Source organism: Candidatus Thiothrix phosphatis, from assembly GCF_035668035.1.
In the GTDB taxonomy this organism is placed as follows: Bacteria; Pseudomonadota; Gammaproteobacteria; order Thiotrichales; family Thiotrichaceae; genus Thiothrix; species Thiothrix phosphatis.
Window position 1 is genome coordinate 1 of sequence record NZ_JAYMYJ010000120.1, and the last position, 11684, is coordinate 11684.

At 56.8% G+C, this 11684-nt stretch carries 10 protein-coding genes; 3 read left to right on the forward strand and 7 right to left on the reverse strand.

Annotated elements, in window-relative coordinates; translation table 11 throughout:
• Positions 1 to 35: 35 nt before the first annotated feature.
• Together VSS37_RS13480 and VSS37_RS13485 are read right to left on the reverse strand one after the other, a co-directional pair.
• Entirely contained in the window at positions 36 to 1664 is a 1629-nt protein-coding gene (locus tag VSS37_RS13480; protein WP_324696039.1) for a GAF domain-containing protein, read from the reverse strand.
• 7 nt (positions 1665 to 1671) lie between these two features.
• Positions 1672 to 2826 (reverse strand): alanine--tRNA ligase-related protein, encoded by a 1155-nt coding sequence (locus tag VSS37_RS13485; protein ID WP_324696041.1) that lies wholly within the window; start codon positions 2824 to 2826, stop codon positions 1672 to 1674.
• 176 nt (positions 2827 to 3002) lie between these two features.
• Between VSS37_RS13485 and VSS37_RS13490 the strand changes: the two genes are divergently transcribed.
• From VSS37_RS13490 to VSS37_RS13500, 3 genes are all read left to right on the forward strand, one after another.
• Positions 3003 to 4475 (forward strand): NAD(P)H-hydrate dehydratase, encoded by a 1473-nt coding sequence (locus VSS37_RS13490; RefSeq protein ID WP_324696043.1) that lies wholly within the window; start codon positions 3003 to 3005, stop codon positions 4473 to 4475.
• Positions 4472 to 4897 carry a tRNA (adenosine(37)-N6)-threonylcarbamoyltransferase complex ATPase subunit type 1 TsaE gene (gene tsaE / locus VSS37_RS13495; RefSeq protein WP_324696045.1) on the forward strand — a complete coding sequence of 142 codons (426 nt, stop codon included), beginning with the start codon at positions 4472 to 4474 and terminating at the stop codon, positions 4895 to 4897. The genes VSS37_RS13490 and tsaE overlap by 4 nt, the downstream gene beginning before the upstream one ends.
• 160 nt (positions 4898 to 5057) lie before the next feature.
• Positions 5058 to 6359 carry an N-acetylmuramoyl-L-alanine amidase gene (locus VSS37_RS13500; RefSeq protein WP_324696047.1) on the forward strand — a complete coding sequence of 434 codons (1302 nt, stop codon included), beginning with the start codon at positions 5058 to 5060 and terminating at the stop codon, positions 6357 to 6359.
• Between the two features lie 80 nt (positions 6360 to 6439).
• On the opposite strand, the gene VSS37_RS13505 is transcribed toward VSS37_RS13500, so the two are convergent.
• The 5 genes from VSS37_RS13505 to VSS37_RS13525 form a co-directional block, all read right to left on the reverse strand.
• Positions 6440 to 7588 (reverse strand): GNAT family N-acetyltransferase, encoded by a 1149-nt coding sequence (locus VSS37_RS13505; RefSeq protein WP_324696049.1) that lies wholly within the window; start codon positions 7586 to 7588, stop codon positions 6440 to 6442.
• A gap of 20 nt (positions 7589 to 7608) precedes the next feature.
• A complete protein-coding gene (gene tsaC / locus VSS37_RS13510) occupies positions 7609 to 8172 on the reverse strand; it encodes an L-threonylcarbamoyladenylate synthase type 1 TsaC (protein WP_324696051.1) in 564 nt (187 codons plus the stop codon).
• Positions 8173 to 8174: 2 nt separating this feature from the next.
• On the reverse strand, positions 8175 to 10622 hold the full coding sequence (locus VSS37_RS13515) for a DNA topoisomerase I (RefSeq protein ID WP_324696053.1): 2448 nt from the start codon (positions 10620 to 10622) through the stop codon (positions 8175 to 8177).
• A 159-nt stretch (positions 10623 to 10781) separates the two neighbouring features.
• Positions 10782 to 11393: a sulfur carrier protein DsrE2 gene (gene dsrE2, locus VSS37_RS13520; RefSeq protein WP_445971490.1), complete on the reverse strand. Its 612-nt coding sequence runs from the start codon at positions 11391 to 11393 to the stop codon at positions 10782 to 10784.
• A gap of 10 nt (positions 11394 to 11403) precedes the next feature.
• On the reverse strand, positions 11404 to 11634 hold the full coding sequence (locus tag VSS37_RS13525) for a sulfurtransferase TusA family protein (RefSeq protein WP_324696055.1): 231 nt from the start codon (positions 11632 to 11634) through the stop codon (positions 11404 to 11406).
• Positions 11635 to 11684: the final 50 nt, after the last annotated feature.

Consider the following 11684-nt stretch of genomic DNA (forward strand, 5'->3'; position numbering starts at 1 on the left):
TGCTCATCAAGGTGAAAAGCCTATTGTCTGCTTTTTCACCTTGAAAGGCATAAAGGCAGCCTGCTAACTTCATTGACGAATGTTGTCAGAGCTTCATAGCGATGTTGTCTATGTAGACTGTTCAGCCTATTACCTAGTGCATCGGAAACTTCATCAATTACATATGAAGCAATTTTGCCGGGATTGGGGGCTGGAATCACAAACGCTCCAATAATACGTTCTGCTGAACTTCCAGTCCGCATAGGGGTGACAAGATGATTCTGTTTTCCTAGTGAAAGTACTAGCGGATCACTCCCATAGCTTGGACGAATCCTATATTGGATAGCAAAATGGGTAATTTCATTTTGAACACTATCATTCATGGTTTGGATAATATCATGCTCATTTTCTTTTATAGGCCAAGCTGGTTTCCATTTATGCGAAGAAAAGTTCACAGTCCAAATTTGGAAATACTTGACTCCATAAAAACGTTCCAAGTAATCAGCAACTGTAGTATAAAGCTCTTGTGTTTTATCCAAAGATGTGGCGGTAAGATTTTGTATTACGGACTTTTTCTTCTTGGTGCGGAATTCCACCAGAAAAAAACCAAGAAAGTCAGCAAGGGCATCCATAAAGCGGAGGTCATCATTATCGTAGGCGTGGGGCATTCCTATGTCATGTAACACAATATGCCCAAACACATAACCATCCGGGTGATGCATGGTCACACCTAACCAAGATTGGCATTCTTCATGGATGTTTGGCAATTTGCTTGGGTTGCGGATAGCACCGCGCGATGCAACAGATTGGTTGTCATTGTTGAAAGCATCAGCAGATGGGTTGGCTCTCATTGCGTCAAGATTGTCTTTTCCCCCTACAATTTGGTATAGGCTTTTTTCATCCAGCACTTGGGTGGAGCGGAAGCCTGCACGGATGTTTTCGCTTTGTTCATCAGTTGCCAGAAAGTAGTTCTCTATATCCAGCGGATTTTTAATAAGGATATGGATACGATCATGTTTATACCATTGCTTCAAGTGCTTTAGAACTTTATCCAAAATTTCACATTCGCTATGGAACATCCTTTTTTCGTCATTGGATGTCAGCTGTTCTAATAATTTGTTGCGTAGTTCATAGGTGAGTTCATCCCGCAAACGGCGGCGTAGCGAACGTATCAAGGCGGCAAGCCGGTCACTGAGCACGTCCAGAACGCGCTGAAGGCGTTTGTCGTAAGCATTTTCCTTTTTACTGTGAATGATGAAAGCACCGAGCCGTCTATCACGGCCTAAACGCATGGGTATAATCATCACAGTTCCGAACCCGGCAAATCCGGCATCCTTACATTCTGTTTTTGTTTTGAACCAAGGGTATTTGTCGGCTTTCATTGAGTTGATGGCAACGTCCGTGATGAATTGGTTGCCAGAATAAAAAGCGCCTTCAGGAGTGAGGCCATCCTCGATTTCTTCCCCAGCATAAACAATCAGTTTGTAATCTTGCGTGCCATACTCGCAATAAACAATGGATAGTTCTTCTCTGCTAATACCGGGGAGGTGTTCAATCCCCAAAAGCTTTTGTATAAGTTCGGTGGAACTTGAGGCTTTATCATCGGCTTGATCAACGAAATATTGAAGCTGGTCAACAACCTCAGATACGGTTTCCCACAGAAAGTCGCTATTCTTGTCCGTCATGTTTGGCTCACTTGCCGTCATGGTTAACACACCGTGCATTGTCATTTATAGGCTGTACGTATCTGTTGAAACGTACACATTCCTCTTGCAGCCGCTCCAAAGCCGTTGGGTGATGGTCTTTCAGCAAAACCTCCAATAGGAAGGTTGTATCCAACCCGCATTGTTGAACTTGATTCATCGCATCCCGCACCAGCCTGCGCATGATATATTTACGTCCGCCTTTTCCGGGTGCTGGTGCTCCGTCGTTGGTTAGCTTCACAAAAGCTGATAGGTGATCAAACGCAATATTGAGGGAGTTTTTCTGCTCAATGGATAGGGGCGGGTGAAGTAATTTGCCAATATGCTGGTGCCATTCCCGAAACCGCGAGGTTTGGTAAACAGTGGAAACACCCTGCAAAATCATGGCACTCCGCTCCAACCCCACCACACACTCTGCAAACACCGTATCCGCCGGAATCAGCGAACCATCATCCGCAATATAATTCTCAATAAATAGTGAGTTTGAAATCTCCACAAACCGCCCGCACCGGCAGGAGCCAATCGCTCTTTCCACGCTTTCACAGCTTGGGCAGGAAACTTCAGGCCGTTCATAAAACACTTCCGTATGTGGCCCGCATTTCTTTCCATCACTGGCAATCTGCCCCAATGAGCGTTGCCGCCAGAAGCAGTGATTTTGATCCAGCCCTACAAGCCGCCCTTCTTCTACGCCCAAGGTTTTCCAGCACTGATAACTCGCCTCATCCCGCCCGAATTCTTCATCATCCAGATAAGTCACCCAAAGACGGTCTTTTTCCAGCCCTAGCGTCTCGGTCAGAAAACGCCACAAACGCGGCAATACGGTTTCCCGTTTGCTACAGCCGATATGGAACGCCGCCGACATATGGAACAGGCTCAAGCGTGTGGGGTCTTCCCCCACCTGCTTCATGTCAAAATGCCGGAAACAGGGTTGGGTGAAAGCAAACTTGCCACCTGTTTCCGCTACGATTTTGTCCAGGTCGTTTTCTACCTGGATCAATCCGGCGCTCATGACAAATGACATTGGCACTGAATCGTGCAAAAGCGAGGAGGGCGGTAAACGGGTGAAACCATCCTGTTCATGCAAAGATAAAAAAGCCTCGCTGATAGCCTGGCACTCCAGGGCGTTGCGCTGCATTGGGTTCATGAAAACATCCCTCGCCGGGTTACAGGAGAATTCCCGTATGGAAATAATGTAAATGCCCTTGCTCAGTCTTTATAACAAGTTTGCCTAAGTTTTGCCATATCTGGGCGTCGCCGGATTTCCACTTTTTCCTATTCCGGCATAAACTTTCCCTAACCCCAATATCAAGGAATGTTTGCATGACGGCAATCGAACACCGTGTCCATACCGCCGCGCAGGTGCGCCAGCTCGACCAGGTCGCCATTCAGGAATACGGCATCCCGGCTTACACGCTGATGTCGCAGGCGGGGCAGGCTGTTTTCGGCCACATCCGCGCCGCCTGGCCTGACGCCCGCTCGCTGTGCGTCCTGTGTGGCGGGGGCAACAACGGCGGCGATGGTTACGTCATTGCCCGGCTGGCCTTGCAGGCGGGCTGGCGGGTCACGCTGCTGGCGTTGGGGGATGTGTTGCGCTTGCAGGATGCGTCCCGGCAGGCGTTCGGCGATTTCATGGCGGCGGGCGGCCAAGCCCTGCCGTTTGATGGCCAGTTGCCGGAGGCGGAGGTGATGGTCGACGCCCTGCTCGGCACCGGCCTGGATCGGGCTGTGGAAGGCGCATACGCCGCCGCCATCAACCTGCTCAACCAACAGGCCGCGCCGGTGGTGGCAGTGGACATTCCCTCCGGCCTGCACACGGACACTGGCCAGCCCTGTGGCTGCGCGGTCGAGGCCGACCTGACCGTCACCTTCATCGGCCTGAAAGCCGGGCTGCTGACGGGGCGGGCGCGTGATCACTGCGGCGAGTTGCATTTTGCCCGCCTGGAGGTTCCGGATGAGGTCTATGCACGGGTTCCCGCCGATATGCAGGTGCTTGGTTCGCACACCTTGGCTGGCTGGCTGCCGCCGCGCCGCCGCTCCACCCACAAGGGCGATTGCGGCCATGCCTTGCTGGTGGGCGGCGCGCCCGGCATGAGCGGCGCCGTGCGGTTGGCGGGGGAAGCGGCGTTGCGCGCCGGTAGCGGGTTGGCGTCGGTCGCCACCCATCCGGAACATGCGCCAGTCCTCAACCTGCTGCGCCCGGAACTGATGGTCAATGCGATCGAATCCCCCGTCCACTTGCGGCCATTGTTGCAACGCATTGACGCCATCGGCATTGGCCCTGGCATGGGGCAAACCGCTTGGTCGCGCGGCTTGCTTACCATCGTCCAGACCGCAGAACAGCCCAAAGTGCTGGACGCCGACGCCCTCAACCTGCTGGCGCAGACCCGTAGCCATCGCGACGACTGGATTCTGACGCCGCATCCCGGCGAGGCCGCCCGCCTGCTGGCTTGTGAAACCGCTGCGATCGAGCAGGATCGCGTCGCTGCCGCCCGCCGCCTGCAACACGAATACGGCGGTGTGGTCGTGTTGAAAGGCGCAGGCGCATTGGTCGCCTCCGCCGAGGGCGTGGCGTTCTGTCCGGCAGGCAATCCCGGCATGGCATCCGGTGGCATGGGCGACGCCTTGACCGGCGTCATTACCGGCTTGTTGGCGCAAGGCTTGGCATTGCGCGCCGCCGCAGAAGTTGGGGTATGGGCGCATGCCCGTGCGGGCGATCTGGCTGCCATGGGCGGTGAACGCGGTTTGTTGGCCAGCGACCTGCTGGCGCATTTACGGGAAGCAATCAACCTATGAACAATTGGCGACGGCTGGAAGATGAAGCCGCCATGCTGGCGTTCGGGGCAAGTCTGGGGCAACGGTTTCCTTCCGGCGGGCTGATTACGCTGCATGGTGACCTGGGGGCGGGTAAAACCACGCTGACGCGCGGTCTGTTGCGGGAACTGGGGCATGCGGGCAATGTCAAAAGCCCCACTTACACCCTGGTCGAACCCTACCATCTGCAAGGGCGCGACATTTACCATTTCGATCTCTACCGTTTGGGTGATCCGGAAGAGTTGGAGTTTATGGGGATGCGCGATTATCTACGCCCCGACGCATTGTGTCTGGTGGAGTGGCCGGAGAAGGCGGGTGGCTGGTTGCCGGAGCCGGATTTACGTGTCCACCTCCGTCACTGCGGCACAGCGCGCGAAGTGCTTCTAGAGTTAATAAATTATTAATTATCATATAGTTGCAAAGTTTTACTAAAAAACAACTTGAAAAATATCTGGCTCTTGTCTAATACTAATAGGAAAGAAGCACCAACCCATTCATTATCTAAAAACTGTTCAGCAAAGAGCGGTTCTTTGTTGCAGGTGAGTATTGCTTGAGATTTAGGCCATGAACACTAACAACCTAACCCGGAGAGGCTTCATTCTTAAACTGGGTGCGCTGGCGGGAAGCATCGTCAGTGGGTTCGCTGTGCAGGATGTCGCCATCGCTGACAATTCACGTCCTGGTCGCCTGACCGGTGCCAAGCTGTCGGGTTCGGCAGATACGCTGACATTTTCGTTGCAGGTGGATGAGCCGGTTAAATATGCGGTTTTCACGCTAGATTCGCCTGACCGGGTGGTGATTGACCTGAAAAACACGACGATGGCGGGCAAGCTGAAAGAGGGGGCGTATGACCGTGCGCCGCTCAAAAGCATCCGTTATGCGGCGCGCAACGATGGCCGTTTGCGGGTTGTGCTGGATATGCAGGAACAGGTGTCGGTCAAGTCGGCCATGCAGTCCGACGGCAGCAGCAATGTCCTCAACGTCACCATGAAGCCGACCGGCAAAGGCGCTTCCGGCAAAGCTTCCGAGCCTGAGGCCGAGCAGCCGAAACCTGACAAGGCCGACAAGGCGAAGAAAAAGTCAGACACAAGCGGTAAAGCCAGGAAACAAAAGCCGGAGGGCGATTCAGAACGTCCGGTAAACCCCGAACCCGGCAAAGGCAAGTTCATTGTGGTGATTGATCCTGGCCATGGCGGCAAGGATCCTGGGGCGATTGGCCCTGGCGGCACCCGTGAAAAGGATGTGGTGCTGCAAGTCGCCCGCAAGCTGAAAAGCCGCATCGACCGTGAAAAGGGCATGAAGGCCATCCTGACCCGTGACAGCGACAAATTCATTCCGTTACGCGACCGCATGGACATCGCCCATCAGTATAATGCGGATTTGTTCATTTCCGTTCATGCTGACGCCAGCCCCAGTTCGCGGGTCAGTGGCTCATCCGTTTACATCCTTTCAGAAGTTGGCGCTTCCAGCGAAGCGGCGCGTCTGTTGGCGGAAAGTGAGAATTCCTACGATGTGAAGTTCGGTAGCCACAGCCTCAGCAACACCAGCAGCAAGGTGGCTTCCATCCTGCTGGATCTGAGCCAAAATGCGATGATTGACCGCAGCCTGAACTTGGCGAAGGGCGTGCTGGGCGAATTGTCCAAAGTCAACAACCCGTTGCGCCGTCAGGTGGAAAGCGCCCGTTTCGTGGTGCTGCGTTCGCCGGACATCCCATCCATGCTGGTGGAAACCGCCTTCATCAGCAACCCGTCCGAAGAAAAGCGCCTGCGCACAACTGACTACCAGCAGAAATTGGCTTCCGCCATGTTCCAGGGGGTCAAACGTTATCAGATCGCGTATGCGGATGACGGTAAGGTCAACACCTGAGTTTCGCCGATAGGGAGAACGTTCTCCCATTTTGTCAGAGTGATGGATCTCTCTGCTGCCGGAGCTGGTCTCCGGTTTCTTTATTCTGGCGGCAGGATGTCAGGCCGATAGGGCAAGTGTTGGCTGGCTGTGCGCATATAATCCTGCACGGTTCCCTTTTCATAAAGTGCGTGGCGTTCAACAGCCTGCCGGAACGCCGCTTCGCGCAGCCAATGGGCTGAACGTGTCAGGGTGGGGATGAAACCGCGCGGCACCTTGTGTTCCCCTTGCGCGCCCGGTTCAAAGACCTGCAAGCCGTGGCGGATGCAGTAGTCGATGCCTTGGTAATAACATGCCTCGAAGTGCAGGCTGTCGAAATACTCCGTGCATCCCCAGTGCCGCCCGTACAGGCGGGTGTGGCTGCGGAACATCAGCGAACCGGCGACACATTCGCCCTCACGGTTATCTGCCATCACCAACAACACCTGCTCCCCCAACGCCCGCGCCATTTCACGGAAAAAGCCCAGGTTCAGGGTCGGCACGCCCCATTTGTTCTCGAAGGTGAGCTGGTAGAAAAAGGCGAAGCGTTCCCAGTCCGCATCCGTCGCCGTATTGCCATCCAATTGGCGCAGGGTAATGCCTGCGTCCATCACCTTGCGGCGTTCCTGACGGATGTTTTTGCGTTTTTTGGGTTGCAGCGCGGCGAGGAAGTCTTCGAAGGTCTGGTAGCCCTGATTTTTCCAGTGGAACTGGCAATCGTGGCGGATGGTCAGGCCCTGCTGCATCAGCCAGTCAAGCTGCGCGGCGGTTGGAAACAGGCAGTGAAAACTGCTGGCTTGCAGGGCTTCGGCGACTTGCATGGCAGCGGACAGCAGCATCGGGAACAGTTCCGCTTCCCGCCCCGCCAGCGCCAGCAGCCGTTGCCCGCTGACCGGCGAATAGGGGATGGCGGACACCAGTTTGGGGTAATAGCGCATGCCCCGCTGTTTGTAGGCTTCCGCCCAGGCATGGTCGAAGACGAATTCGCCGTAGTTGTTGTATTTCTCGTACAGTGGCATGGCGGCGACCAACTCGCCTTGTTCGTAAACGGCGATGTGGCGCGGCAGCCAGCCGAATTCCTCGCCCACACAGCCATGATGCTCCAGTGCCGCCAGCCATTCGTGGCGCAGGAACGGGTTGCCGTCTGCCACCAGCGCGTTCCACTGTGCAGCGGGGATGTCGTCAAGCTTGTCAAGGATTTGGATCTGCATGAGGGCGGATGGTATGTGCTTCACGCCGGGCGGACAATTTCCCCGGTCAGCCCATGGCGTATTTCGGTGGGTTGCGCCTGCTCCCCCAGCGGGGCGTCGAGGATGCAATCCAGTTGGGCGCCGAATTGTTGGCGGACTGCCTGTGCGCTGCGGGCGGGCGGCTGGTCACTGAGGTTGGCGCTGGTGGAAATGAGCGGATGGCCGAGTTGCAGGCACAGTTCCCGGCAAACCGGATGGGCGGTGACGCGCGCCGCCAGGGTGTCATGGTCGCCACGGATTAGCGGGGAAACCTCCGGGCGCACTGGCAGCAGCCAAGTGACTGGGCCGGGCCAGGACGGCAGGACGCGCGCCAGCAAGACATCATCCAGCGGCTTCAGCCATGGCTCCAACTGGGCGAAATCAGCGGCGATCAGGATCAGCCCCTTGCTGGCGGGGCGTTGCTTGAGGGTGAGGATGCGCTGTACGGCGGCCAGGTCGGCGGGATTGCAACCCAGGCCGTAAACGGCTTCGGTCGGATAGGCCAGGACGCCGCCCTGGCGGATGCAGCGCAGGGCGGCAGGCAAATCAGGGTCTGCCGAAACCATGTTCAGCCAGCCGATTTCTTGCGGGCTGCAGGTTTTTTGGCGGTGGCGGGTTTGTCCTGGGTGACGGCCTTTTTGGGCGCGGCTTTGGGCTTTTCCACCGTGGCTTTGTCAGCATCCGTAGCGGCCTCTTCTTTTTTCGCCGCTTTTTTGGCGGTTTTGGCTTCCGCCGCCGTCGCCAGCAATGCCTGGCATTCTTCCAACGTCAGGCTGTCGGGGTCGCGGTCTTTGGGCAGGCGCGCCTGAACCTTGCTGCGTTTGACCACTTGCTGCAAATAAGGCCCCCAGCGCCCCTTGAGGATTTGGATGCCGTTGCCAAAATCACGCAGGACTTTTTCCGCATCTTTCTGGATTTTTTCGGCGATCAGTTCCAGCGCCCGCTCCAGGGTGATGGTGTGCGGGTCGTCTTCCTTTTTCAGCGAGGCGAACTGGTCGCCGAATTTGACGTAGGGGCCGAAGCGCCCGACGTTGGCGCTGATGGCTTTGCCGTCTGCGGTTTCACCCAGATGGCGCGGCAATTTGAACAGTTCCAGCGCTTCTTCCAGCGTCACGGTGTCGAGCTTCATGCCGGGGCGCAGGCCAGCGAACTCGGGCTTTTCCTCGTCATCGCGGGTGCCGATCTGCACCATGGGCCCGTAACGGCCAAGACGCACGGAAACTGGCCGCCCGCTGTTCGGGTCGACGCCGAGTTCGCGCGATTGCAGCACGTCGCTACGGTTGACATTCCCCATCTTTTCGTCAACCAATTTGCGGAACGGCTGCCAGAACTCGTCCATCACCGGCACCCAGGCCTTTTCCCCGCGCGAAATCGCGTCCAGCTCGTCTTCCATATTGGCGGTGAAGCTGTAGTCGACGTACTGCGTGAAATGCTCGGTCAGGAAGCGGTTGACGATGCGCCCGAGGTCGGTGGGGATGAAGCGGCGGTTGTCCATTTCCGCATACCCGCGCTTTTCCGACAACAAGGTGGAAATGATGCTGGCGTAGGTGGAGGGGCGGCCAATGCCGAATTCCTCCAGCGCCTTGACCAGCGAGGCTTCCGAATAGCGTGGCGGCGGTTCGGTGAAGTGCTGTTCGGCCAGGATGTCGTGCAGCGTGACGCTTTCGCCTTCCGCCAATGGCGGCAGCGGGTTTTCCTTTTCACTGGCACGGTCGTCCAGCCCTTCCTCATACACCAGCAGGAAGCCGGGGTCGCGGATGGTGGAGCCGGTGGCGCGGAAAAAGCTGCCCGGTTCCGCATCCAAGTCCGCCGACACGGTGTCGATGGTGGCGTAGATCATCTGGCAGGCGACGGTGCGTTTCCAGATCAGCTCGTACAGCCGGAACTGTTCCTCGTTGAGGTGCGCCTTGACCTGCTCCGGGGCGCGCAGGGCGGAGGTCGGGCGGATCGCTTCGTGCGCTTCCTGTGCGTTCTTGGACTTGGTTTTGTAGAAGTTGGGCGTTTCCGGCAGTTTTTTCTGGCCGTAACGCTGGCCGATCAGTTCGCGCAGTTCGGCGATGGCTTCGTTGGCCAAGTTCACCGAGTCAGTGCGCATGTAGGTGATCAGGCCGACCGGGCCGCTGCCGAGGTCAATGCCTTCGTACAGTTGCTGGGCGATGCGCATGGCGCGTTGGGTGGAAAAGCGCAGCTTGCGCACCGCTTCCTGTTGCAGGGTGGAGGTGGTGAACGGCGGCGCGGGGTAACGCTTGCGCTGTTTCTTTTCCACCTTGCTGACCCGCAATTTGCCGTTGGCGGCTTGCAGCAGGCGGGCGCGCACCGCAGTGGCCTGCGCTTCATTATTAAGGTCGAATTGGTCGAGTTTGGCACCATCCAGGGTGTGCAGGCGGGCGCTGAACGCTTGCGCATCCTTTTCGTTCTGCGCCGTCATCGTCCAGTATTCCTGGCGGACAAAGGTTTCAATCGCTTCCTCGCGCTCCACGATCAGGCGCAGGGCGGGGCTTTGCACGCGTCCGGCGGACAGGCTGGGCTTGATCTTGCGCCACAACAGCGGGGAAAGGTTGAAACCGACCAGATAATCGAGCGCGCGCCGCGCCTGTTGCGCATCCACCAGTTCCTGCGCCAGGTCGCGCGGATGCTGGATGGCCTCCTGAATGGCGCGCTTGGTGATTTCATGGAACACCACGCGCTGCACGTTCTTGCCTTGCAGCGCACCGCGCTCCTTCAACAATTCGTACAGGTGCCAGGAAATGGCTTCACCTTCGCGGTCCGGGTCAGTCGCCAGAAACAGGTTGTCGGCCTTTTTCAGCGCACGGGCGATGGCGTCGACATGGCGCTGGTTGCGGTCGATGATTTCATAGCGCATGGCGTAGCCGTTGTCAGGGTCGACAGCGCCTTCCTTCGGGATCAGGTCGCGGACATGCCCATAGGAAGCGAGCACTTCAAAGCCGCTGCCGAGGTACTTTTGGATGGTTTTTCCCTTCGCCGGAGATTCTACGATTACCAGATTTTCGCTCATTTTTTATGCTGAAGACGTTTGCAGTCTGTGTTTCGATTGGTCACAAGGGCGCATTTTATGCTGGTAAATGGGGAAAAAGTAAAGTTTTGTGACGGCAATCGCTGAAAAAAAGCAGGCTGTCCCCTTGCGGAAGCCTGCCGCTTTCAGTGTGGGAGGGGGTTATACAAACAGGCTCACATCCGCTTTCTGGGCGATGGGAAGAAAGCTGGCGGCACCGATCCAGTCGCTGACTTCGGGGATGAAATCCTCTTTTTTATAGCCGAACAGATCGACCGTCATCTGGCAGGCGACCAATTTTACATCGGCTTCCAACGACAATTCGCGCAACTCTTCGATGGAGGCGATGCCTTTCTGCTGCATGGTCATCTGCATCATGCGGGTGGCGGCGCTTTCAAAGCCGGGGATGCCCGCCATGATCAGGTTCGGGATCGGCAGGCTGCTTTGGCGCAGCCACTCCGGCCCCAGCGGCATTTTCATCGGCATGGCGGGGTTGCCGAGCGGGCTGACTTTCAGATCCAGTTTCTTTTTCAGCAATTCCAGGCCGTAGAAGGTGAAAAACACCGCCACGTCCCAGCCCAGCGCGGCGGCGGTGGAGGCGAGGATGAACGGCGGATAGGCCATGTCCAGCGTGCCTTTGGTGGCGATGATGGTCATGGAGGGTGTGTGGTTGGCTTCACGTTCCGCCATTTTTTGTTCAAAGCGTTCATCGAACCATTGCTCGAAGACGCTTTTGTCGAGTGTGGCGGGTGCGGTTTGTGCGGCTGCGGTCATGTGCGTCTCCTCAGGCTTTGCGGATCAGGAAGGAAAATTCGCCGTCAACGCCGCCGGACGCCACCAGTTCGTTGCCGGTCTGCTGGCAGAACGCCTGCATGTCCTTGACCGAACCGGGGTCGCTGGCGTGGATTTGCAGCGTCTCGCCCGCTTGCAAGGTGTTCAGCGCTTTTTTGGTGCGCAGAATGGGCAACGGGCAGTTGAGGCCGCGTGCGTCGAGGGTCTGGGTAGCTGTGGTCATCGTCATGTCTCCTTTTGTTAAGGTTGGGTTATCTGACCGGTCGGTCAAGC